Source organism: Alloalcanivorax xenomutans (assembly GCF_032810065.1).
GTDB lineage: Bacteria > Pseudomonadota > Gammaproteobacteria > Pseudomonadales > Alcanivoracaceae > Alloalcanivorax > Alloalcanivorax xenomutans.
Map to the genome: position 1 here is coordinate 2121496 of NZ_CP136538.1, position 23432 is coordinate 2144927.

At 62.0% G+C, this 23432-nt stretch carries 19 protein-coding genes; 14 read left to right on the top strand and 5 right to left on the bottom strand.

All coding sequences use genetic code 11. The features are described 5' to 3' along the window. Window positions 1-2: 2 nt before the first annotated feature. Window positions 3-1727, top strand: coding sequence for a class I adenylate-forming enzyme family protein (locus RYH70_RS09895; RefSeq protein WP_317010127.1), 1725 nt, complete (start codon window positions 3-5; stop codon window positions 1725-1727). Next, entirely contained in the window at window positions 1724-2371 is a 648-nt protein-coding gene (locus RYH70_RS09900) for a TetR/AcrR family transcriptional regulator (RefSeq protein WP_022995878.1), read from the top strand. Before RYH70_RS09895 ends, RYH70_RS09900 begins: the two co-directional genes overlap by 4 nt. Before the next feature lie 52 nt (window positions 2372-2423). Here the strand turns inward: RYH70_RS09900 and RYH70_RS09905 are convergent, their stop codons facing one another. Next, on the bottom strand, window positions 2424-3431 hold the full coding sequence (locus RYH70_RS09905) for a helix-turn-helix transcriptional regulator (protein ID WP_317010128.1): 1008 nt from the start codon (window positions 3429-3431) through the stop codon (window positions 2424-2426). Window positions 3432-3595: 164 nt separating this feature from the next. Between RYH70_RS09905 and RYH70_RS09910 the strand changes: the two genes are divergently transcribed. Both RYH70_RS09910 and RYH70_RS09915 read left to right on the top strand, forming a co-directional pair. After that, entirely contained in the window at window positions 3596-4432 is an 837-nt protein-coding gene (locus tag RYH70_RS09910; protein WP_022995880.1) for a TauD/TfdA dioxygenase family protein, read from the top strand. A 46-nt stretch (window positions 4433-4478) separates the two neighbouring features. Then, a complete protein-coding gene (locus RYH70_RS09915; protein ID WP_022995881.1) occupies window positions 4479-5213 on the top strand; it encodes a hypothetical protein in 735 nt (244 codons plus the stop codon). Between the two features lie 12 nt (window positions 5214-5225). On the opposite strand, the gene RYH70_RS09920 is transcribed toward RYH70_RS09915, so the two are convergent. Further along, the gene (locus RYH70_RS09920) at window positions 5226-6782 is read right to left on the bottom strand and encodes a long-chain-fatty-acid--CoA ligase (RefSeq protein WP_317010129.1); all 1557 of its coding nucleotides are present in this window, start codon (window positions 6780-6782) and stop codon (window positions 5226-5228) included. A gap of 210 nt (window positions 6783-6992) precedes the next feature. On the opposite strand from RYH70_RS09920, the gene RYH70_RS09925 reads away from it, so the two are divergent. The 3 genes from RYH70_RS09925 to RYH70_RS09935 all read left to right on the top strand — a co-directional run bounded on the left by RYH70_RS09925 (window position 6993) and on the right by RYH70_RS09935 (window position 10110). Further along, a complete protein-coding gene (locus tag RYH70_RS09925; RefSeq protein ID WP_244902759.1) occupies window positions 6993-7202 on the top strand; it encodes a DUF1330 domain-containing protein in 210 nt (69 codons plus the stop codon). A 456-nt stretch (window positions 7203-7658) separates the two neighbouring features. Next, the gene (locus RYH70_RS09930) at window positions 7659-8606 is read left to right on the top strand and encodes an AraC family transcriptional regulator (RefSeq protein WP_317010130.1); all 948 of its coding nucleotides are present in this window, start codon (window positions 7659-7661) and stop codon (window positions 8604-8606) included. A gap of 103 nt (window positions 8607-8709) precedes the next feature. Beyond that, window positions 8710-10110 carry an amidase gene (locus tag RYH70_RS09935; RefSeq protein WP_317010131.1) on the top strand — a complete coding sequence of 467 codons (1401 nt, stop codon included), beginning with the start codon at window positions 8710-8712 and terminating at the stop codon, window positions 10108-10110. 38 nt (window positions 10111-10148) lie between these two features. Here the strand turns inward: RYH70_RS09935 and RYH70_RS09940 are convergent, their stop codons facing one another. The 3 genes from RYH70_RS09940 to RYH70_RS09950 form a co-directional block, all read right to left on the bottom strand. Beyond that, a complete protein-coding gene (locus RYH70_RS09940; protein ID WP_022995886.1) occupies window positions 10149-11408 on the bottom strand; it encodes an MFS transporter in 1260 nt (419 codons plus the stop codon). Window positions 11409-11652: 244 nt separating this feature from the next. Then, entirely contained in the window at window positions 11653-12600 is a 948-nt protein-coding gene (locus RYH70_RS09945; RefSeq protein WP_317010132.1) for a pirin family protein, read from the bottom strand. A 69-nt stretch (window positions 12601-12669) separates the two neighbouring features. Then, window positions 12670-13479: a hypothetical protein gene (locus RYH70_RS09950; RefSeq protein ID WP_317010133.1), complete on the bottom strand. Its 810-nt coding sequence runs from the start codon at window positions 13477-13479 to the stop codon at window positions 12670-12672. 213 nt (window positions 13480-13692) lie between these two features. On the opposite strand from RYH70_RS09950, the gene RYH70_RS09955 reads away from it, so the two are divergent. The 7 genes from RYH70_RS09955 to RYH70_RS09985 all read left to right on the top strand — a co-directional run bounded on the left by RYH70_RS09955 (window position 13693) and on the right by RYH70_RS09985 (window position 23419). Then, entirely contained in the window at window positions 13693-14484 is a 792-nt protein-coding gene (locus RYH70_RS09955) for a M15 family metallopeptidase (protein ID WP_063139594.1), read from the top strand. 180 nt (window positions 14485-14664) lie between these two features. Continuing rightward, on the top strand, window positions 14665-15957 hold the full coding sequence (locus tag RYH70_RS09960; RefSeq protein WP_317010134.1) for a PAAR domain-containing protein: 1293 nt from the start codon (window positions 14665-14667) through the stop codon (window positions 15955-15957). Beyond that, on the top strand, window positions 15954-16433 hold the full coding sequence (locus tag RYH70_RS09965) for a hypothetical protein (RefSeq protein ID WP_080530930.1): 480 nt from the start codon (window positions 15954-15956) through the stop codon (window positions 16431-16433). The genes RYH70_RS09960 and RYH70_RS09965 overlap by 4 nt, the downstream gene beginning before the upstream one ends. A gap of 165 nt (window positions 16434-16598) precedes the next feature. Further along, complete coding sequence (locus tag RYH70_RS09970) at window positions 16599-17885, top strand: hypothetical protein (protein ID WP_317010135.1); 1287 nt, start codon at window positions 16599-16601, stop codon at window positions 17883-17885. A gap of 8 nt (window positions 17886-17893) precedes the next feature. Next, window positions 17894-21646, top strand: coding sequence for a type VI secretion system membrane subunit TssM (gene tssM / locus RYH70_RS09975; RefSeq protein WP_317010136.1), 3753 nt, complete (start codon window positions 17894-17896; stop codon window positions 21644-21646). Further along, complete coding sequence (tagF, locus tag RYH70_RS09980; protein ID WP_022995894.1) at window positions 21639-22637, top strand: type VI secretion system-associated protein TagF; 999 nt, start codon at window positions 21639-21641, stop codon at window positions 22635-22637. The genes tssM and tagF overlap by 8 nt, the downstream gene beginning before the upstream one ends. Then, window positions 22634-23419: an OmpA family protein gene (locus RYH70_RS09985; protein ID WP_317010137.1), complete on the top strand. Its 786-nt coding sequence runs from the start codon at window positions 22634-22636 to the stop codon at window positions 23417-23419. Before tagF ends, RYH70_RS09985 begins: the two co-directional genes overlap by 4 nt. Window positions 23420-23432: the final 13 nt, after the last annotated feature.

The following is a 23432-nucleotide window of genomic DNA, read 5'->3' on the forward strand; positions in this document are numbered from 1 at the left end:
CAATGAATGAGACGGAGCTGATCGCATTGCTGCGGGAAGACGGCGAAATCATTACCGAACGGCTCGATCACTGGGCGAAGGTGGCTGGGGGAAGAGCGTTCTTCCATTACGGCGAGGACGACGTCACCCTCACGTACGCCGACTTCGGCGTACGTACCGACCACATTGCCGGTAACCTTGCCGCGCTCGGTATTGGCAAGGGAGACCGGGTCAGCGTCTTCACCCTGAATCCCATGGTGAGCGCGCTGATGATGTTCGCTATCTGGAAGGCCGGTGCCGTGTATTGTCCGGTGAATTTCAGCTACACCGGGCGCTTGCTTTCGTACCAGCTCAATGACACGGCGCCGAAGCTGTTGCTGACCGATCCGGCCCTGTTGAGCGCGGTCAATCAGGTCGCCGGTGACCTGGCGGCGCCGCCCGTGGTGATCGTCTACGATCCGCCGGCCGATGCTCACGATCATGTGAATGACCGTGACGAGGTCGATAGCCGTTTCGCTGAGTCGTCCTGGGCGTCACTCATCGCGCCGGCCACACGGCCGGACATTAGCGTGCGCTTTGATGATCCGGCCAACGTGGTCTATACCTCCGGCACCACCGGACCGGCCAAGGGCGTGCTGCAGCCGTATCGCTGGATGGCGCAGTACACCTTCAAACTGCGGCAACCGCTGACTCCGGACGATGTGGTCTACAACGATCTGCCCATGTATCACGTCGGTGGCGCCATCGCCAATGTGGCGCGTGCCGCCTGGGTGGGCTGTGAGGTGGCGGTATGGAACCGTTTCAGCCCCGGTGATTTCTGGAAGCGCGTCGCCTCACGGGGAGCGACCACGGCGATCCTGCTGGATGTGATGATCCCGTGGCTGACCAAGGCGCCGGAACGGCCGGATGACAGGCGTAATACCCTGAACAAAGTGCATATGCAGCCGTTACCCGAGCATCACGCTCTGGTGGCACGCCGGTTCGGGCTGGATTTCGTCACCGCCGGTTTCGGACAAACCGAGTCGGGTTCTCCGCTTGGTCTGCTTTTCGAGGAGACCGCGGAAGGCGAGGGCACGCCCGCGGAGTTGTACCGGGGTCGGTCCCACGAGGAGGTCAAACAGCGGGCCGCGGCGGCGGGCATGGCGGTCCTGCCCGGCGGCGAGGACCGGCCCAGGAGGTTGATGGGACACCCGGCGCCGTTTATGGACGTGGCGGTACTGGATGAGCAGGACCAGCGGTGCGGCCCCGGTGAGCCGGGCCAACTGGCGGTGCGTCCGAAGCTGCCTGGGCTGATCATGAGTGAGTATCTGGGTAAGCCGGAGGCCACCGTCGCGGCCTGGCGCAACCTGTGGTTTCATACCGGCGACGCGGCGATGCAGCTGGAAGACGGCATGTTCGCCTTCCTTGATCGTCTCGGCGACCGGATCCGGGTGCGCGGCGAAAACCTGTCGTCATTCCAGGTGGAGGATTTGCTCAATCAACATACTGCCGTGGCCCTGGCCGCGGTGTTTGCCATTGCCAGCAGCGAGGGCGATGAGGACAATGTGGTGGCTTATGTGACGGTGGAGCAGGGCGCGCAGTTGAGCGAGCAGGCATTGCACGACTTCGCCGCGGAGACCATGCCCAAGTACATGCGGCCGCGTTACATTCGGCTGATCGATGAGATTCCGCGTACCCCCACCAATAAAATCGAGAAGTACAAGTTGCGTGAGCGGATCCTCAAGGAGCTGGGACGGGAGCCTCAATGATGCCGGATCATGGCGTGGAATCGGCTTCAGGCAAAAATCAGCCTGCCTGGGCGGCGGCCCGTCAGCGGCGGGCTGGCGAGGAGCATCGCATGCGCACGGTGCTGCTGGAGGCGGCGGCACGGGCCTTTGCCCGATCCGGGTACGGCGGCACTTCCATCGGCGCCATCGCCGCCGAGGCCGAGGTGTCCCGGCCGGCGTTCTATGCCTACTTCGCCTCGAAACGGGAGGTCTTCCTCGAAGTTGTCGCGGCATTGCGTGACGAATTTCTTGCCGCCCATGAATTCCCCGGAATTGATGACCCCTATGAACTGGGTCGGGCCGCCACCCGCGCTTTTCTGGCCGCTCATGCCGCCAACGCGGCGCTGCTCACGGTGGTGGACCATGAAGCGGAAGGGGATGAGGAAGTGCGCGCCATGCGTGACGAGATGCGGCGTCGCCCGGCCCGGCGCATGGCCCATTATGTCGAACGGCTGGTGGCGGAAGGGCGGGCCGACCCGGTGGCCGATCCGGAGTTGCTGGCGGGGGTGATGAACGCCACCTTCACTCGCTTCGCGCGGGAGCTGCCCGATGATGCCGGCGCCTTCGAACAGAAGGTGGAGGAGTTCACCGCGATTTATCTGAGACTGATCGGAGTGCGCGGATAGAGGCGGGTATCAGAATACCAATCGCGATGACGTAACGACCATGAGTGGACCTTTACTCATACGGCTGCTCCCTGAAGCGTCGGGGTGACACACCAAACCAGTTCTTGAAGGCGCGATGAAAGGCGCTGAGATCGGCGTAGCCCAGTTCCTCGGCGATGGCATCGGTACGCCAGCCCTGAACGATCATGCGTTGCAGGGCGCGGGTCTTCAGCACGGAGATCTTCAACTGGCGAAAACTGGTGTCGTGTTCACGCAGGTGACGTTGCAGCACGCGTTTGTGCAACCCCAGAGCCAGGGCCACATCGTCGATAGTACGCAGCGCCGGCCGGTCGTCGTCGATCAGTTCCTTGATACCGTCGATGAAGGTTTGCCGGCGGCGCTTGGCGCGAATCAGCCCTTCAGCGTAGCTGAGATTGATCTGGTAAAGACGCTCATCACGCTCACTGACCGGCGCCGCCATGGCCTGTCCGTCGATTTCCAGGAAGAAGTTGCCGGAATGTGCCCGGCAGGGACAGTTCAACGCCTGGCCGATACGTTCCGCCGCCATCCCTTCGGGCACCAGGAAGCGCCGCACCTGCAATCGATGATTGGTGACCGTGCGCAGCAGTCCCAGTGTCTGCGTGACAATGGACAGCACCTGCTGGTTGGAGACCACCACCGCACCTGGTGCCGGAACATACTCGCAGCGTATCAGCCGGTTAGCGGAAGGGGGATGGATCCGGTATTGGCCACTGTCGCTGAGCAGGGGCTGGTAATCGACCATGTGACGTAACGCCTGCAACGCGGTCGGACTGTGCAGCATGATGGGCAGCAGCACACCGCCGGTGCGAGGGCTTTGCCTCCGAGCCACATCAATGCCCAGCAGTGGGTTGTTACTGATGGCACTGGCGCGATGCCACAGGGTGCGGGTGGCTTCGATGCCAAGATGGTGACCATCAATAATTTGCCCTTCACGAATCTCTCGGATTCCGGTGCCGAGTTGCCGGGTGTCGAGGCCGACCTTCTCGAACGCCTGTAACAGTCCGGAAACCCATAGATGGGCCACATGGAAATGGTTCATGGTTCGCCTCCTGACCCGGTTAAGCATAACCAGGGCGGGAAGAAGCTGTTAGTGGCGGGACGAACAAGTGTCGCGAACTGCAAATAATGCTCGCTTTCCAGCAATGTATTAACCGGAGGTCTCCCGCATAGTCGTTCACCTGATAAACAAAACAGGAGCGAGCCATGTCCTTCACCGTAAGCCCCACCGGTGCCGCCTGCGGCGCCACGATTAACGGACTGGATCTGTCCCGGCCTTTGGACGCGGCCACGGTGGCGGCGGTTCGAGAGGTATGGCTGGAACACAAGGTGGTGGTGTTTCCCGACCAGGACCTCTCGGATGACGATCTGGAGCGGTTCAGCCGCTATTTCGGCGAGTTCGCCGGTGATCCCTATATCGCTTCGATGGAAGACCGGCCCAATATCATCGAGCTGCGCCGTACCGCGGATGAAACTTCGCCGATTTTCGCGGACAGTTGGCACACCGACTGGAGCTTCGGTGAAACTCCGCCGGCGGCAACGATTCTGTATGGCATCACCATTCCACCCCGGGGCGGCAATACGGATTTCATTAACCAGGAGAAGGCATTGCGGGAAATGCCGGAGGACCTGCGGCAGCGGTTGCATGGCAGGGTGGCTCTGCATTCGGCGCAGCGGGCCTACGCACCGGACGGGATCTACGGCGATCAGGATTCCAGCAAAGGGCGGGGCTTCAAAATCCTGGCCTCCGATGATGCCTACAAAGTACAGCCGCACCCGATCATCCGTCCGCATCCGGAAACCGGCAATGAGTCGATCTTCGGCTGTATTGGTTACATCCTCGGATTCCAGGATATGGAACCGGATGACAGCATGGCGTTGTTGATGGATCTGTACCGCTGGCAAACCCGGGAGGAATTCCAGTATCAGCATGAATGGCAACCGGGCATGTTGGTGATGTGGGACAACCGGGCGGTATTACACAAGGCCAACGGCGGTTATGAAGGCCATGAGCGGGTGCTGCACAGGACCGTGATCAAATAACCGAAACACGAATCATCCGAGACGAAGCATCGCAAAGGCTGCTGTTATGACCGACCGGATTTCATGGATACCGCTGCTCGCGGAGGCCGTTACCCGGCACAAGACATTACCGCCACTGCCGCCCGGCTTGACCGAAACGGAAGGGTATCAACTGGCACGCCGGCTGGCGGAAGCGGTGGCCGGGGATCAGGCCCATTGTGGATTGAAAGCGGGGCTCACCGATCCGCGCATACAGAGTCATCTGGGATTGAAAGAGGCCATGTTGGGCCATCTTTACTCCAATAGACGCCTGGAGCCGGGAGCCCGTTTGTGCTCCCGTGGCAAGGCCATGATCGAGTGCGAGCTGGCGGTTTTCGTGGACGCCGGGGGGCGACCGCTGTCGGTGGCACCGGCGCTGGAGTTCGTCAATGTGGATTTCGCCCGCCCCGAGGACCTGACACCGCCCAATCTGGCGGCGATCAACCTGGGCGCCGACGCCTTTATGGTGGGTGAGACACGGCCGTGGGATGAGCTCGCCCTGGCCAGTCTGGATAGCGCCCGGATTCAGCTGTATCGGGAGAACGAGCTGTTGTTGGACGTGCCGGCCAACACTTCTCTTGGCGGTGTCGCGGAAGCGTCACGGTGGATGCTCGACAAGGCCCGCCGGCTGGGCTGGCCATTGGGCGATGAAACCCTGCTGATGACCGGCACCGTGGGCAAGCCATTGGCGTTCGTGCCAGGGCTTTATCGCGCCGACTACGGGTCGTTCGGTTCGGTGTCGTTCACCATCGATGACCAGTAAAACAGGCATGACTCAACTGACTTGCCGTTCGCGTCCACCCCAATGCTCTTCACGCAGCTTGTACTTCAACAGCTTGCCAGCGGGAGACAACGGCAACTCGGAGCGTACTTCCAGGCTGCGTGGGATCTTGTAGTTGGCGATCAGTGTTTTGCAGTGCGCCATCAGTTCATCCAGTTCCAGTGTGCCGCCGTCCTGCAATACCACCGCGGCGTGGACGCGTTCGCCCCAGTCGTCGTCGGGAATGCCGATCACCGCGCACTGGGCCACCTGCGGCAGTTGCAGTACGGCTTCTTCCACTTCGGCGGAATAGACGTTCTCGCCGCCGGTGACGATCATGTCCTTGATCCGGTCGACCACATAAACAAAACCGTCTTCATCCATGTAGCCGGCGTCGCCAGTGTGCATCCAACCGCCGCGCAGAGCGTCCTCGGTTTGCTCCGGTTTGTTCCAGTAGCCCTGCATCACCACCGGACCACGTACCACGATTTCACCGCGAGTATGGGCGGGCACCGGGTTGTCATTGTCGTCGACGACGCGCATTTCCACCATTGGCAGAGGACGGCCGGCGGACATCATCTTGCCACTGCGGAAGCCTTCCTCGGTGTGCCAGTCCGGGGTGAGGATGGAGACCGTGGGGGACAATTCCGTCATGCCGTAGGCTTGCAGGAAGCGAGCCTGGGGCAGGGCTTCGCGGGCACGGTTCAACAGCGTGCTGTCAATCGGCGAGGCACCATAAAGCAGATGTTTGAGGCTGCTCAGGTCGTATTGCGCGAAGTCCGGATGGCTCAACACCATGCGTATCATGGTCGGCACCAGAAAAGCTTCCAGGATCCGCTCCTGCTGGATCGCCCGCAGTACCGCCAGCGGCTCGAACATGGGAATGATGACACTGGTGTTCAGGCGCGCGGTGGCCTGCAGGATCAACCCCGTGCCGGCCACATGGAAGGTCGGGGCCGCGTGCAGGGTCACCGAGCGGTAAGGCATGCCGGACACCGCCTGGGAGCCCAGACCGTCGATGTACAGATTGGTGTGGCTGAGCATGACGCCCTTGGGTTTGCCGGTGGTGCCGCCGGTGTACATCACCGCCGCCAGATCGTCGCCGTGACGATGGGCGTCCGCCACTGGCGCGCTGTCGGCGATCAGGGTTTCAAAATCCTGGGTGCCGGCGGGGGCGGCTTCATCGCCGGCATAAATGACGGTTTTCAACGAGCGGGATCCTTGCTGCAGTTCCTCAAGCAAAGGCAAAAAGGTATCGTCCACCATCAGAATGGTGCTGTCGCAGTCGTCCAGAGAGTAAATGATTTCCTTCGGACTCCAGCGAATGTTGACTGGATTGATCACGCCGCCGGCCCAGAAGGTGGCGTAGATGGCTTCCATGTAACGGTCGGAATTGAGACTCAGAATGGCGACGCGATCACCGGCGTCGAGCCCCAGTGTTCGCAGCCCGCCCGCCAGCCGCGAGACTCTCGAGACCAGATCACGATAGCTGCGCCGCCGTTCACCGTGGACCGTGGCGGTGCGTTCGGGCACTTCCAAAAGGGCTTTGTGCAATGGCTGAGTGAGATACATGGGGCCTCCTGGCGTTATTGTTAGCGGGTCCCGCGGTCCGGGTTGCGCGATTTGGCGGCGGCCCGGCCAGCGTTTCTGAAACTAGAAGAGCGCCATGGGCCGAACCATCGTCGGAAGCGACGATTTGCCCCGGCAGGCCGATCGGTCGCCTGGCTTCAGACGGAGTACCATGTCCGCCTACCAGAACCGAAATTTAATCAGGAGAATGCCATGACCGCGTACATCGTGTTGATGAAGGAAACCACCCATGACCCGGCGGAACTGGAGATTTATGCGCAGGGCGCCAAGGCCGCCCGCGGCGACCATCCGATTACGCCGCTGGCGTTTTATGGTGATCTGGAAGTGCTGGAAGGACCGGCGATGGAGGGGGCGGTGATTCTGCAGTTTCCGGATGTGGAGTCGGCCCGTGCCTGGTATTAGAGCCTGTTTACGATCTTTTCACCGCCGCGTTGCCGCTGGAAAAGCCCCCTGAGGGCGTTGGGGACTGAAGGCTCTGGTGGGTCCAAAGTCAAAGGCCACAGCGTCCTCTGGCGGCTTTTCCAGCGCAACCCGAAGGGCCGGGCCCCTTTTCCCGCCAGGCCGCGATTACGCTTGTTTATGTAGATTGACTACACCGCACAATCGGAATCACGACCTGGCGAAAAAATGAACTCCGGCGCGGCGGTGAAAAGATCGTAAACAGGCTCTACAGCCCCGCCTACCAGGAAGCCATGCAGCATCGGGTCAAGGGCGCGGATTGGCGCGCGTTCATCGTAAAAGGGGTGGCCTGAAAGCTTGCCATCGGCGTCGACGCGGCGCAGCTTAACAGGTCGCGGGCCAACTCCGGGGGATCACCGGGATACGCCTGCCGAACCCCGAGCTGCCTGGAGCCCGCCCATGCATGTGGAATACGCCACCGATCATCTTGAGCGTCCCCGCCGCTTCGAGTACTGGCACGATGTGGTATGCCGGCACTGTATTCCCGCCGACAGCCGTTTGTTGAGTCAAAGCCCATTCAATGGCCGTCTGTCGGTGCGGGATCTCGGCTCCACCGCCATCAGCACCATGGTGGCGCCGTTACACCGCTGGAGCCGGGAGGCCAATCATCTGCGCACCCATCCGGATGAGGATTTGTGGATTGGTTTCGCCGAATCCGGGCATGGCGTGCTGGAGCAGAACGGCCATCAGACGCCGCTGGCGGATGGTACTCTGGTGCTTTATGACGCCGCCCGGCCGTTTCAGTGCACACTGGAAGCCGGCCGGGTTTATCTGGTCCGGCTTCCGCGCAGAGCGCTGTTAAGACGCTTCCCCCAGGCCGAACGAGGCATCGGACAAGCCTTGGCGCCACACCGGCCGGGAGTGGCGCCCCTGCGTACCATGATCCAGCAGGCCGCGGCTCTGGAGCTGAGCGACGACCGGATCGGCGCCACGGAACAGTTTGGCCGGGCATTGCTGGACCTGGCGGCGGTGGCGCTGGAATGGCAGGGCGAGCTCCTCGACGGCGCCGTTGAGAATGATCTCCATGGGCGTCTCTGCCGGTTCATCGAGACGCACTTCGAAGACCCGTCGTTATCTCTGGTGGCGCTGGCCCGTGCCCACCATGTGTCACCTCGCACCGTGACCCGCGCATTCGCCCGCCATGATCAGACGGCCATGGGCAGGGTTTGGCGCGTGCGTTTGGAAGCAAGCCGGCGGGCGCTGGAGGAGGGGCGTGTGGCCAGCGTCACCGAAGCGGCGTTCAGCCACGGTTTTGCCGACGTCTCCCATTTCAGCCGCGCCTTCCGCCGGACATTCGGCAGGGCACCACACACCCTGTTGCGACACGGCCCGGAAGAGCGCCACTGATTCTGTCCTTCCGGGCACAACGCCTTGTCCTTCTCAGTCCAGCGTCGGGTGGGCGGTCTTGCTAGCGTTGGCGCTGGTAATCCGGGCTCGAGGAGCAATGAGAATGACAAACAACGAACTGCACTATATGGATTTGATGGAAGTGGGCCGGCAGATTCAGAGCCGGCAGAGGTCCTCCGAGGAAGTCACCCGCCACATGCTGGAACGGGTCGATGCGGTGGATACACGCTTGCACAGTTACGTCACCGTGATGGCGGATCAGGCATTGCGGGATGCCCGCGCCGCCGACAAGGAGATCGCCGCGGGGCAGGCCCGAGGCCCGCTGCACGGCGTGCCGCTGGCGGTGAAGGACCTGTTGTGGACCGCCGGTACCGCCACTTCCCATGGCATGCCCATCCTGCGCGATCATGTGCCGGCGGAGGACGCCACCACGGTACGGCGATTACGTGACGCCGGTGCGGTGTTGCTGGGCAAACTACAGCAAACCGAAGGCGCCTTCGCCGACCACCACCCGGACGTCACCGCGCCGGTTAATCCTTGGGGGGAAACCCTGTGGTCCGGTGTCTCTTCCAGCGGTTCCGGTGTGGCCACGGCCGCCGGTTTGTGCTTCGGTTCCCTGGGCACCGACACCGGCGGGTCCATCCGGTTTCCTTCCGCCGCCAACGGGGTCACCGGACTCAAGCCCACCTGGGGCAGAGTCAGTCGTTACGGAGCGTTCGAACTGGCGGCATCACTGGACCATATCGGTCCGATCGCCCGTAATACCGTGGACGCCGCCGCCATCCTGGGGGCCATCGCCGGCGCTGATCCACTGGATCCCACTGCCGCGCGGCAGCCGGTACCGGATTATCTGGCATTGATGACCCGTGGCGTGACCGGTCTACGCCTCGGCTTTGATCCCGACTGGGGAATGAAGCCCGCGGATCAGGCCACCCAGGCGGTGGTACGCGAAGCGCTCAAGGTGCTGGAAAGCGCTGGCGCGGAACCCCGTGAAGTGCGTTTTCCCGACACCGACCAGGCCGTGGCGGACTGGAGCCCGCTGTGTGGCCTGGAAACGGCGGTTGCCCATGAGGAGACTTATCCGGCTCGCCGCTCCGAGTATGGACCAGTGCTGTCGGCGTTGATCGAAGTGGGGCGCTCACTGGACGCCATGGATTACCAGAAGCTGCAATTGCGACGGGCGGACTTCCGCGGGCGGGTGGATGCGCTGTTCGATAAAGTCGGCTTATTGCTGATTCCCGCCGTCGCTTACGCCGGTGTGACGGTGGAGACCATGGCTTCTTTCGCTGACGATGAGGCCCTATTGGGAGGGATGATGCGTTACACCTGCCCCTTCGACCTCAGCGGCCATCCGACCCTGACACTGCCTGGCGGGGTCACCGCGGAGGGCGCCCCGGTGGCATGGCAACTGGTGGCGCCCCATTTTCGGGAGGATCTGCTGATTCGCGGCGGCTGGGCTTTCCAGCGCATCACCGACTGGCACCGGCGTCATCCACGAATCTGATCACTGGAAGGGATCGGCGGGGCCAGGCCCCGCCAACCTCATGCGCGGCTTGGCTGGGCCTGCGGGAAGAAGCGGGCGTCGGGCAGGCGCAAGGAGACCACCCCGGCCACCATCAGAATGGCCGCGGCACTGCCGAAGGCCACCCAGTGGGTGCCAAAGGTCTCGTAACCCCAGCCCCCCAGCCAGGAACTGATCATCGCGCCGACCTGATGCCCCAGGTAGGCCCAGCCGTACAGCACGCCCACCGAACGGATGCCGTAGACGTCGGCGAGGATCGCCGAGGAAAGAGCGATACTGCCGGCCCAGACGATGCCGCCCACCGCCGCCACGGCGTACAGATACCACACCGATGGCACCATCATCAGGCCGATGAAGCCGAGACCGCGAATCAGATAGATGGCCGCCAGCAGGTTGCGGCGCGGTACCTGGTCGGCGAGATGGCCGAGCACCAGGGTGCTGGGAATCGCCACCAGGCCGATCAGACCGATGCCGAGAGCGGCGGTGATGGGATCGAAGCCGTGGTCGGTGAGCATGGGTACGCCATGGCTGCCGAGCAGGTTCATGCTGAAACCGCAGGCAAACAGGCCCAGGGCGATTTTGCAGAATGGCAGGGTACGCATCGCCGCCAGGCTGGTGAGCTGAGCCAAGGGCGCCAGCGGCGGCGCGGATTTGCCGCCAGCGCTGTCGCCCGGCAACAGGTCGGTATGCTCGGGGGCTTCGTCTCGGATGATCATCAGGGCGGCGGGGATCACCAGCAGCACGAACAGAACGGTGAAACCGGTCAGCGTGTGCTGCCAGCCGTAGCGCTCAATGGTAAAGGTCAGCAGCGGTGTCATCACGGCGATGCCCGCCATGGAACCGGTGGACAGATAGAACAGCGCCTTGCCGCGCTGGCGCGTGAACCACCGGCTGATCACCGGCGTCAACGCCACTGGACTGGTGAAGGAGAACCCCAGTGACAGCAGGATGCCGAAGGCCAGAAAGAAGCTGAACGGGTCGGTGGCGTTGACCGACCAGATGCTGGAGATCACGACGATGGCGGTGCCCAGTAACAATACCGCGCGGCTGCCGTATTTTTGTGCCAGAAAGCCCGCCACCGGCATGCCGATTCCGTAGGCGAGCATGCCCAGGGCGACGATGGTGGAGAGAGTCGTGCGGCTGAGCCCCAGGTCCTCGGCGATGGGCTTGAAGAACGGACCGATCCCCATGCGCATGCCCACGGTGAGCAGTGTAATGGTGGTGGCGGCGGCGACAATGTACCAGCCAAAATAAAGGGGGCCGGTCTGCTGACGAGTCATGGCGTGGATTCCTTCTTTCGAAGCCGGCGCCGGGCCGGCTCCGGTGATCGGGCGGGCTATGATTTACATCTTAAGGAACCAAAGTGCAAGCATAACATTCCGCGCGGTAGGTCATTTTTTTCTCACGGTACGAAGTGACGTGCAGAATGGCCTGGAGAGTGGTCTGGAGAGCGGTATGGAAAGGGGTATGAATACCCAGGTGCCGCGGCGGGAGAGGGGCCATCCCGCTCACGGCGAGAACGATTCACTTCAGTTTGATACCCGGATCCAGCGGCGGGGCCTGTAGTGGCGGGCCGTCGTAGGCTTCCACAGCGCCGAAGCGGTCGTTGGGGTAGGACTGCCAATCGCTGATCGCCGCCTCGATACGCGCCTGATCACGGCCGACAAAATTCCACCACAGCAACACTGGCTGTCCCAGTGGTTCGCCGCCAAGCAGCATGATGTCGGCGCCGTCGTCCAGCTCCAGCGTCACCTGGTAGCGGCCTTGGCCGAGATAATAGAGGCTGCCGCTATCCATGGCGGTGCCTTCCAGGCGTGCATGCCCCTGATTGACACAGACCCCCAACTCGAAGACGGCCGGCACGGGCAGACTCAGGGTGGTATCCCCGTCGGCGCGGATATGAGCGCCAACCAGAGGAGAAAACACCCGTGCCGGAGAACGGCGTCCATCCAGCTCACCCACCACCAGGGTGACGGTGGCGTCACCGAGGCGCCATTGCGGTAAATCGGTGTGGTGCGAAAACGCCGGATCGGTGTCTTCATCCGATTCCGGCAGGGCGATCCAGAACTGCAGACCGTGGATTGGGCCGGAGAAGCCGGGCGGACTTTCCTCGGAGTGGCAGATGCCCCGGCCGGCGGTCATCAGATTGAGCTGGCCGGGACGGATGACCTGCTCATAGCCAAGACTGTCTTTATGCAAAAGCGCGCCCTCGAACAACCAGGTGACGGTCTGCAATCCGATATGCGGATGGGTGCCGACATCGACGCCATTATCCGCCTCCAGGTTGGTGGGGCCGATGTGGTCCAGAAAGCACCACGGGCCGATGCGGCGTTGTTCACGTACCGGCAGGTGGCGGACAATCGGCAGACCGCTTCCGAGGATCTTGCTTTGCGAGGGCAGGGCGCGAACGGTGGGACGCTCGCAGTTCTGCGGACAGCCGATCAGCTCTCCGCCAGTGGTGACGTTGCTCATGGCTGGCTCCCGAATGGGGACGGTATGGGAACCCCAGTATCGGTGCCGGAGAAGATCCGGTAAAGCGGCTCAGCGCGCTCTGGCACGCGGGGTGGGGCAGGCGGCGTCCTGGCCGGCGTAGTGGCTGCAGACTTCATTGCGGCAGCGAATGCCGTTGAGGGTGTTGGCCGGAGGGCAAGCACGCAGCTGTTGTTGCACCTCCAGCGATGTGGGCAGTTGCGGGGCTCCGGACACCGTTGGCACCGTCGGCTCCGACAGGGAGGCCAGCGTCTGCTGGGTCTCGCCATAAATGCGCAGCATCAGAGCATCAATGGCTTCATTGCGGCCGCTTTCCACCTCACGGTGATGTTCGCTGAGATGGCCGTCACGTACCAGATCCCGCAATACCGGACCCAGTGTGCCATCGTTGTTCACTTCCACCGGGTCCAGGCGGTTTACCCGTGAGGTCGTGCTTGACGCTGTGGACGATGCCGCTGGATGGTTGGCGGCGCGGCGCGGCGCCGATGTGTGCGATTGCCTGGCGGAGGCTGGCGGGGATGTTGATGCCACCCGGGATGATGTGGTGTTGTCGCTCGTGGTGGCGGAGGTGCCGCCACCGGCCTCTCCGCCAACCTCATCCGGACGGTCATCAATGATCATCGCGCCGCCGATCCGCGCCAGCGGGTCCGAGTGCGAGGAGACGTCGGTTACCGGGTCAGGCGTGCTGGTTGGCGGAGCTGGTGTCACTTTCGTCAGAGAGGAGGGCGACAAGGAGGCGGAGGGCCGAGCCGGGGGGATCGGTGTGGACCACCATTGGGCAAATAGCCAGGGCAGCATCAGCAACAACGTGGCGGTAATCAGCGTGATCGGAGAGAAGACGCGGCGCAGGCGTGACAGCACGTCGGGAACGCTCCTTTTGGCCGGGCGTTCTTCCATGTCCGCTAGAATTCTGCCTCCCTGGGCAGTGTCGGGCGCGTCCTTGCCGGAAGTCACAAGACTCGGCGCCGCTGAGTGACCGGTATTCAAAAGCTGTCCTTGCCGTTAAATTACCCTCCCGCATTCTAACTACTGGGTGAGTGCCGTCAACGACGGTATCGACATGGAAGACATACCGTGTTTCTGATTGTTGCGCTGATCACACTGTTTTTGCTGCTGTGCCTGGGGCTGGGCTGGTGGATGTTGCCCGAGCGGAGACGGGTGACGGTTTCCACGCCACGGCGTCGTTGGCGTCTGCCGCGCTGCGTGCGGCGCCACGGTGTGCTGGCGGTGGTGGCGGCCCTGGTATTGGTAGTGCCGCCTTTACTGGTGGTATCACTGCGCCAGAATGTGGAGTTGAAGCCTTTTCGCAGCACCGATCTGGCGGAATCCCACTCGATGATCGCCGAACTGCTACGGGGCGAAAGGCTGGTGCCGCCACCGCCGCCGCCACCGGAGGTGTTCACCAATGCTGAAATGCGGCGGTTCCATCCGGAGGTGATCAGCGCCGACCGCCGCTGGGACAAGGTTGATGGTGCTCTGCGCCAGCGGGTATTGGCGATCTATCGGGTGATGAAGCAGCAATATGGCGTCGAGATGGTGCTGGTGGAAGGGTTTCGTGACGCCGAGCGGCAGAAAAAGCTGATGGGCAAGGGGGCCAGTCTCGCCGGGGCCTGGCGCAGCTGTCACCAGTACGGACTGGCGGTGGACAGTGCTCCGCTCAAGGACGGCATGCTGCAGTGGGATATGGAGGACCCGTGGACCCGGCGAGCGTATTTCCTTTACGGGGAGCTGGCCAAGGAGGCGGGTTTAGCCTGGGGTGGCGACTGGACCAATCTCAAGGATTACGTTCACGTGGAATCGCGTGACCGGTGTCTGGCAGCTCGGCGGGCGCGCCAGGCGCGACTTGATGCGCAAGGAGGTTCCTAGCGCGTGCATCGCTCAATATCGGCTCAATTTCCGGCGTACTTCTCAACCATGTCACAACAATGCCGACGCGATTGGTTCCCCATGGTGGAACCCTGATATACTCCGACGGCTTACTGGTCCGCACCCATCCGGTGCCGACGCAAGGAAAGATTCCGTTCACAGGATGTGAGGATTGGCGATATGTCACGGCCGATCATAGTACTGGGTGACAAGACCGACCATGGCGGCACCGTCATCGGCGCTTCCACCACCACCGATATCGACGGCAAGGGCGTGGCCCGGGTCGGCGACAAGGTCATCTGCCCCAAGCACGGCCCTTCCCCCATCATCACCACCATCGCCACCGGCGACCCCACCAATCTGGTCGATGGCCAGCCCGTTGCCCGTCATGGCGATAAAACCGCTTGCGGCGCGACCCTGATCTCCAGCCAGGCCGCGTCCGTGGTGGATGCCGGCGGTGGCAAAAAAGGCAGCGACCTCGGCGCGGTGGCCGCCGGCCTCGCCACAGTCGTGGGCGTTTCCGCCGCGGTCATTGGGGCGCGGACCTCCCGATACGATGAGCAAATACGCTTCGTCAACGCCAAAGGTACCCCCCTGGCCGGGGTGAACTATCGCCTGGAAATGGACGATGGCAGCGTGGTCGAAGGGGAAACCGATGACGACGGACGCAGCCGTCGTATTGAAACCGACCAGCCGAGCAAGGTGCTCAAGGCGACGCTTTCTTCCCCGCGACCCGAATGCTGCGGTGATCAACGGCACGGGCATGAGGCGTCCAGTCTGGAGGTCGAGGTGGGCAACGTCACCACCAGCGACCAGCAGGTGGGAAGCTCGGTGGTCACCGTGGCCACGCCGGAAGGTGAGTCACGAGGGCTGACCTCCGGGGAAATCGCCATGGCCCGGCAAATATTTGGTGATTCCGTTGATTATGGTCAGGTGCGTGTCCACAACGGCGAGTATCTGTGGTTCGGCTTGCAGCCGAACAATACCGCGATGACACCCAATGGGGAGATGTATTTTAATCCAGACCGGTTCCTGGAAGATTTTTCCGATCCGGCTATCGCGGAGCCGGTGGAGCAGGCCTGGTTTATCCATGAAATGACCCATGTCTGGCAGTATCAATTGGGCTATCCGGTTAAATGGAAACGCGGGAATCCGCTGGGATGGTTCATGTCGTACGAATACAAAGCGGACCCGAATAAGAGATTGTGTGACTACAACATGGAAGAACAGGGGGACATTATACGCGATTATTTTGCGTTGAAGTTCCTCGGAAATCGATACGTTGTTGTGCAACCAAAATATCGAATCTGGGATCATTTGCCAGTGTTGGAGAGCATGCTGGAGGATTTTCTCAAGCAACCTGGCGATGTCGGCAACTTGCCCGGGGGTGGAAAGTCTCGGCGGGACGAGAGGCGGACGCAGCGCGGTTTACAGAGAACCGAAGTCTTTGCTGATCAAGGAGACAAGGAATGAAACAGGTCGTTATCGTGATCATTGCCTTGATCGTTTCCAGTTGTTATAGCATTTTCGGGCACCCCTCCATGGGGAGGGCGTATACGATTGAGAAGGATGGCGTTCCCTGTTTTGCTCTCGCGGATCCCGATTGGAAGGATTGGGAGGCCGGATATATTCGTTTAACTGAAAAAGGGGAAAGCCCTAAGGTCATTTGGGAGGTGGGTATAGACCCCCCTCGTCCGGTCATCAACAAAAAAGACTGTGTCGCTTTGGGGCAAACCTTTGAGAACAGTGAAGTCCTCGTACCCTTGTCTTCCGAGGGCATGCTGAAAGCCGGTCGCGTCTACGGCATCAGCATGAATACTTCTCCTGTTGGTGACGACAGGGCCGGTCGGGCGTACTCCGGCCACTTTTGCTTGTCCGAATCCCCCTCCGGAGGCTGGGTGGTTCACGATTTGGGGGTGAAGCCCGATGCCTGCCCCGTTGCACAGTAAATATGAACAGCGAAAACATTTCAGGAAGAAAGGGTGACTTTGGGTAAGACACTGAAGGGAATCTTGCTGGTCATTGTTGTCTTCGCCCTGTTCTGGGCCGGGACGATTCTTTTCTGGCGCCTCGGAAACACCGACCCCGGCTTGGGAGAATCCGTGGGTTGGCTTGTGCTTGCTCCGCTCGTGGTGCTGGTGTCGGTATGGAGTCTGATGCGATGGCGGCGTAACCGCCGGGCCGCCGCCAATGACCTGCCGAATACGTCGGCGCAGGCCCCGGAAATGACGGATGTTGAACCGGCGCGGCTTAATTTGCTCGCCGCGGCGCTGCGCTTGCCAGCGGGAGAGACACCGGGGGAAGCGCTGCAAGGCCTGATGAAGCCTCAGACGCCAAAGCTTCATGACACCTTGTGTGATGCCCGGGGATTACCGTTATTCGCCGCTCCAGTACCACCGTTGACCGCCACGGCGCTGGACGCGATGACATTGGAATTGAATCGACTGGCGGGCATGACCATGCCGGTGGAGGAGTCCATCCGTCGCGGACTGGCCTTACTGCTGCCCGTATTTGATGAATTACTGATGGAATTGGCCGCCGCCCTTCCCGACGAGGGGCCCACGGATGAACGGGTCATTGCCGGCCTGCGGCACCGCTCGTCGCCAACGCGGCCCGCACCGGTAATGGTGCGGGTAATGTTACCCGCATCCGCTTCTCCCTCGCTGTTCCCGCTGTGCGAGAAGATGATGCGAGGCCGGGTGGAGGACCTGGGTTTGGCGACCGGCCTGAGCTGGCACTTTCAGTTTGACGACGCCAATGGCGGCACCGCCTTCTGGTCGCGGTTGGCCCGGTCGGATGAAGGGGAACAGTGGCAATTGTGGCTGGCGGCGGCCTCGTTGATCAGCCCGGAGCGTCTGCAGTCGCTGCAGAGGCAGGGCATCCTGATGAGCAGCCGTACTCCGGAGGGAGTGATCCCGGGAGAAGGCGCCGCCGGTGTGTTGCTGGGGCCGACGGAAAAAGACGCCGAAGCGGTATCTTGCCGAGGCCCCTACGAAGTGACTACCAGAGAAATGGACAACCCGCAGGCCCGGGCACGGAAGATGGCGAAAACATTGCGCCCGGAGCAAGCGACGGACCAGCCGCTCCCGGATCTGTTGATCAGCAATGCGGATTATCGTTCCGGCCCTTTCGAAGAGGCCGCGTTGTTGGCGCTGAGCTTGAATCCGGACCTGGACGCCAGCCGCCAGGTGCTGGCGCTGGGGCGTGCCGGAGCGCTGGATAACGCCACGCCGATGGCCATGGTGGCTTTGGCGTGGCAGGCGTTACGCGACGGTCATGAAACCGTCGCAATATTGTTCGTGGATGAACAACAAGGTCGGCGGGTGGCTGAATTCACCGCCTCGCCTTTGCAACAGAATCAAACCCAGCCGTCTCCGACGGCTGCCGCGGAATCGGAGTAAGGACACTTATGTCGGGCATGAGAAAGGGGCTTGCCAGCCTGGGCGCCTGGTTGATCAATTACCGATTGTGGGCGGTCGTGGCACTGGTGATCGGGATCTTCCTGTTATGGCGAGGCGGAGATCCGGGCAGCCAGATCGGCTTCGCGTTGCTGATTCTGGCGTTGGCGCTCGGACTGTTCGCCCTGATCAGTTGGGGAATACGGCGTTGGCGTGAGCGGCGGGCCACCCGGGATATCGACGGTTTGATGAACGAGCAGGCCGAGCGGGCAACACGCAATGCCAAGGCCGAGGATCGCGGCGATATCGAGGAGGTACGCGGCCGCATGCAGGAAGCGGTCAAGGCGATCAAAACGTCGCGCCTAGGTGTTCTCAAAGGCAAGGCGGCGCTTTATGAGCTGCCGTGGCATGTGATCATCGGCAATCCGGCGGCGGGGAAAAGCTCCGCCATTCTTAATTCCGGACTCAAGTTTCCCTTTGAGGACAACCGCAACAGTGTGGTGCAGGGGATTGGCGGCACCCGCAATTGCGACTGGTACTTCACCGCCGAAGGCATCGTACTGGATACCGCCGGACGTTACTCCGTCGGCGGCGAGGACCGTGGTGAGTGGCTCTCCTTTCTCGACTTGCTGAAAAAACACCGCCCGCGCGCGCCGATCAACGGCATTATCATCGCCGCCAGTATCGCCGAATTGTCCGGTAACCGTCCGGAGTTCGCCATCGAGCTGGCCCGTAATCTGCGCCAGCGGGTGCAGGAGGTGACCGAACGACTGGAAGTGTTCGCGCCGGTATACGTGGTCTTCACCAAGGCTGATTTGATCGCCGGTTTCATGTCGTTCTTCAGCGGCCTGGATCCGTCCGAACGGGAGAAAGTATGGGGCGCCACCTTGCCCTATGACCCCCAGGCCCAGGTGGACGAACTGTCGATCTTCGACCAGCATTTCGACGAGCTGGCGGAAGGCCTCAAGGAAATGGGGCTATCTCACATGGCGATGCAACGGGGCAGGGAGGTAGCGCCGGGTTTGCTGACCTTGCCGTTGGAATTCGTCAGCCTTAAGCCGGTATTGCGTACCTTTATCGCCAGTCTGTTCGAGGACAATCCGTACCAGTTCAAACCGGTGTTCCGTGGCTTCTACTTCACCAGTGCGCTGCACGAAGGGGAAACGGTACTGCATGCCTCCGAGCGGATCGCCGACGAATTTTCCCTGGCTCCGCGGCAGGACAAGGACGAACCGGTAAACGGCAATCCGGATCAGGCTCATTTTCTCAAGGACCTGTTCCGCAAAGTGATTTTCGCCGACAAGGAACTGGTGCGCCAATACTCCAGCCCCTACCGGACCCGCATGCGCTATGGTGCTTTTCTGGCCGGTGCCTTGGTGGTAGCGGCTCTGCTGGGCACCTGGGCGTGGTCCTACACCACCAACCGGCAATTGGTGGCAAACGCCTCCCGAGACTTGCAGCAGGCGGTTCAGATCCAGGAAGGGCGGCTCGATCTGCAATCCCGTATTGATGCCTTGCTACTGCTTCAGGACCGTTTGGAACAGTTGCGCCAGTACCGCCGTGACGGCGGCATCACCACTACAATGGGGCTTTATCAGGGCGACAACATCGAAGCCGCGTTGTGGCGGGAGTACTTCGCCGGCATGGATCAGGTGATGGTACGGCCGACCCGTGCCCGGCTGGAGGAATACCTGGGCAAGGTGGTGGCGAACGCGGACCAGTTGTCCATGGAAGAAAGCAGAGAGGAGCCGCGCACGGCCTTGTACGTGCCGCCCTCGCCCAAAGATCCGGCCGAGGCCTATAACGCGCTCAAAGCCTATCTTATGCTCGGCGATCACGGGCGGGTGGAACAAACCCACCTGGCCAACCAACTGACCCGTTATTGGCGCGGTTGGCTCGATGCCAACCGCGGCCAGATGAGTCATGAGGAGGTGGCGCGGGCAGCGGAAAAGCTGATGACGTTTTATGTCGCCAGTGCCGGCAAGCCGGGGTGGCCGGAAATCGACACCCGGGTTTCTCTGGTCAACGATACCCGTCAGGCATTGCGTGGCGTGATGCAAGGGCAGCCGGCGATGGAGCGCGTGTTTGCCCAGATCAAAGCCCGCGCCGCGGCGCGTTTCGCCACCATCACGGTAAATTCGCTGCTGGCCGGTGCCAGCGGGCAGAACCTGCTGAACGGAAGTTATGCCATTTCCGGGGCGTTCTCCCGGGAGGCCTGGCAGGATTACATCAAGGATGCCATCCACGAAGCCGCCAATACCCAGTTGAACACCACGGATTGGGTGCTCGATACCACCGAGCAGAGCGACCTGTCGCTGGCCGGCAGCCCGGAACACATCGCCCGCCAGCTCACCGCGCTCTATAAGCAGGAGTATGCCGCTGAATGGCAGCGCTTCCTGCGTGGTGTCAGCGTGGCCGGCTTCTCGTCCGGTTTTGATGACGCCACCAGCGCCATGAACCGGCTTGGCAACAGCGAAAATTCTCCGCTGAGGGCTCTGCTGCGGGCCGTTCATGAGCAAACCGTCTGGGATAACCCAAGGGCGCTGTACGCCAGGGTCAGCGAGCGGTCGGAGCAGAACAGCGGTATCGTCAACTGGTTCAAGCGCGTGATCCTGCGCCGGGCTCCGGCGGGTATGTCCGGAATGTCCTTCGAAATCGATGAGAAAACCGGCGAAGCCATGCTGCCGCCGCTGGGGCCGGTGGGCAAGGCTTTCGAAGGGTTCGCTCAGTTGATGGAGAAACAGAGCGGGCAGCCGCCGGCCATCGATGCTTACTTCGAGGCTCTGGCGGCAACGCGCTCCCGTCTGAACGACATCAAAATGGCGGAGGTGCCGGGCCCCGGCGCCCGTGCTCTGATGCAGGAAACGTTGAGTAATCAAGGCTCGGAACTGAGCTCAGCCTTGCGGCTGGTTGACGAGCAGTTGCTCACCGGGCTTGGCGCGGAAGAGAAGCAGGCGCTCAGGCCATTGTTGTTGCAACCGCTGACGCAGACCTTCGCCGCGCTGGTGCCGGCGGCCGAGAACGAAATCAACCGGACCTGGCAGGCTCAGGTATACCAACCGTTTGACCAAGGCATCGGCCAGCAATTTCCGTTTGACTTGAGTGCTGACGAAGATGCGCCGAAAACCGAGGTGGCGGCGATCTTCGGGCCATCCGGTGCCATCGCCGCCTTCAATAAGGATGCGTTGGGAAGCTTGGTGATCCAGCGCGGCAACGTTTTGACACCGCGTCGCTGGGCCGGAATGGGAATCCGCTTGTCCCCCGAACTGGTCAGTGGCTATGGCGATTGGGTGAGTGGCCAGAGCGGTGGTGCCGGTGAAGCCGATGTCACCATCTTCCAGATCCTGCCTGCGCCGGCCATCGGCGCGGTGGAGTACGTTCTTGAAATCGATGGCCAGTCATTGCGTTATCGCAATACGCCGCCGCAATGGGAAACCATGCAATGGCCCAATCGCGGCGCTACTCCGGGCGCCAGGCTGGTGGCCACCACCAGTGATGGGCGCCAGGTGCAACTGGCCGACTTCCCTGGAGAAAACGGCTTCGCGCAGCTGATGGACGCCGCCAGTCTGGAAAGCCGGCCCGACAGCAGCACGGTGACCTGGAGCAAGGGCACGGTATCCATTTCCATGGAAATGCGCACCGTGCGCCGGGCTGGCTCCGGCAGCGACAGTGACAGCTGGCAGCGAGGTTTGAAACTGCCTCGCATCGTTGCCGGAGAAGGAGCAGGCGAGCAGCTTGTCAGCCAGGGAGGCGAGAATGAGTGATACGGCGGAAACGCAAACCGTACAGGCGGGATACTTCGGCAAGCTGCCTTCCCGGGGGGATTTTGTGCGCAGCAGCGATCAACATCGTCTGATGTCGCTATTGGACCGCTGGGCCGCCGGCAGCCTGGACCAGTTCAGCCACAACCCGGACTGGAAAACGTTATACGACCAGGCACCATGGCTGCACTTCGCCTTTCTCGGATCACGCAGCCAACTGGCGATCGCCGGCCACATGCTGCCAAGCAGTGACGCTTCCCAGAGACGCTACCCCTTCCTTTCCGCGCTGCGCTTGCAGGTGGCGGATACCGCCGGCTTCATTGCCCGCAGCCCGCTGGCACTGTTCCCTGTCTGGAGGGAACTGGCGAAGGAGTCGAGCCGCGCGGTGCATAGCATGGACGCGGCCGCGGAGCTGGCCGAATTGGGGCAGCGGGATTTCGCGGTGGAGATTCAGCCACAGGTGTTTGAGGGCCGTTTTCAACAGTTATTGGAGCAGGAAACACTGGCTGGACTGGAGCAGAGCATGCGCCGGGCCGGGCACCCGGCGGTGGCGCTTAAACGGAGTCTGCCGGCTCTGGGGCTGTTGTTGCAGCCGTTGATGAGCCAGCAACAGGTGAGCATAGACAAAGGTCTGATCCTGCCGCTGCCCGCGGAGGCGGAAGCGCAGGCGCTGACCGCCACCTGGTGGCTGGACATGCTCACCGGCTTTGTGCGCCGTGGCGATTTCGAGCTGGCGGTGTTGATTCGCGGTGGTGAGGTGCCGGCGCTGATCGTCGGCTTTAATGGGGCTGATCATCAGATACTGCGTTCGGTATGGGATCCGAGCGTGGCGGAATCCCATTTGATCGCCGTGCAGGATGCCGATTGGGTAGAGGATTATATGGCCATGAATGTCAGCTTGAACCGGCTCGCCAGCTACATTGACCGTGGCGATCTGTCCCTGGCCAGCGCCCGGCGCTTTTTCATGGAAACCTTTCTCGGGGGTGGTGTATGACCTGGCGCAAAGGCGTATTGATGCTACTGTGCGGCGGCTTGATGCAAGTGTCGTTCGCGCAGGAAACGGAAGCGGCCGCGGAGAAGCCCCCGTTGCCACCAGTGGTGGCCAAGGGCGTGGTGCCGGATCAGGCCACCCGGGCGGCGGTATTGGAACGTCTGCACGAGATTTACGGCGCCGAAAGGGTGGTGGGCCGAATCCAGGTGGAAGCGGTGCCCGCCCCGCCCAACTGGGGCCAGTACGTGGCCAATATGTTGTCGCCGGAACTTAAATCAATCCGTGGCGGCGAGATCAGCATCGAAGGCCAGAGCGTCCGCATCACCGGTGAAGTGGATAACGAAGCTCAGCGCCAGAGCGTGGCCAGTGCCTTGAGTATGGCAAGCAGCCGGGATTACACGGTGACCAACAGTTTGCGTCTCGGAGAGTCACGTCAACAGCGCCTGGACGATACTCTGGCGGATCGTTTGATTCGGTTTCAGAGCGGTAGTGACCAACTGACCGTGGACGGGCAGCGCATCCTTGATGAGATGGCCGAGGTGATGCGCGACATGGGCGATGCCCATGTCCAGATCATTGGCCATACGGATAATGTGGGGAGCCGTCAGAACAATGTGGCGTTGAGTTACGCCAGGGCCGATGCGGTGCGCCGCTACCTGATTGAGCAGGGCGTGCGGGAAGATAGTCTGGGGGTGGTCGGCAAGGGGCCGGATGAGCCGGTGGCGGACAACGCCACCCCCGAAGGACGGGCACGCAACCGGCGCATCGAGTTCCGTATTCTCTGACGGCGCCCGGAGA

Coding starts and splice junctions, on each gene's coding strand:
- RYH70_RS09900 (WP_022995878.1), top strand. CDS start 1,724: ATGATGCCGGATCATGGCGTGGAATCGGCTTCAGGCAAAAATCAGCCT.
- RYH70_RS09895 (WP_317010127.1), top strand. CDS start 3: ATGAATGAGACGGAGCTGATCGCATTGCTGCGGGAAGACGGCGAAATC.
- RYH70_RS09925 (WP_244902759.1), top strand. CDS start 6,993: ATGACCGCGTACATCGTGTTGATGAAGGAAACCACCCATGACCCGGCG.
- RYH70_RS09985 (WP_317010137.1), top strand. CDS start 22,634: ATGACCTGGCGCAAAGGCGTATTGATGCTACTGTGCGGCGGCTTGATG.
- tagF (WP_022995894.1), top strand. CDS start 21,639: ATGAGTGATACGGCGGAAACGCAAACCGTACAGGCGGGATACTTCGGC.
- RYH70_RS09915 (WP_022995881.1), top strand. CDS start 4,479: ATGACCGACCGGATTTCATGGATACCGCTGCTCGCGGAGGCCGTTACC.
- RYH70_RS09940 (WP_022995886.1), bottom strand. CDS start 11,408: ATGACTCGTCAGCAGACCGGCCCCCTTTATTTTGGCTGGTACATTGTC.
- RYH70_RS09920 (WP_317010129.1), bottom strand. CDS start 6,782: ATGTATCTCACTCAGCCATTGCACAAAGCCCTTTTGGAAGTGCCCGAA.
- RYH70_RS09905 (WP_317010128.1), bottom strand. CDS start 3,431: ATGAACCATTTCCATGTGGCCCATCTATGGGTTTCCGGACTGTTACAG.
- RYH70_RS09945 (WP_317010132.1), bottom strand. CDS start 12,600: ATGAGCAACGTCACCACTGGCGGAGAGCTGATCGGCTGTCCGCAGAAC.
- RYH70_RS09930 (WP_317010130.1), top strand. CDS start 7,659: ATGCATGTGGAATACGCCACCGATCATCTTGAGCGTCCCCGCCGCTTC.
- RYH70_RS09965 (WP_080530930.1), top strand. CDS start 15,954: ATGAAACAGGTCGTTATCGTGATCATTGCCTTGATCGTTTCCAGTTGT.
- RYH70_RS09960 (WP_317010134.1), top strand. CDS start 14,665: ATGTCACGGCCGATCATAGTACTGGGTGACAAGACCGACCATGGCGGC.
- tssM (WP_317010136.1), top strand. CDS start 17,894: ATGTCGGGCATGAGAAAGGGGCTTGCCAGCCTGGGCGCCTGGTTGATC.
- RYH70_RS09935 (WP_317010131.1), top strand. CDS start 8,710: ATGACAAACAACGAACTGCACTATATGGATTTGATGGAAGTGGGCCGG.
- RYH70_RS09910 (WP_022995880.1), top strand. CDS start 3,596: ATGTCCTTCACCGTAAGCCCCACCGGTGCCGCCTGCGGCGCCACGATT.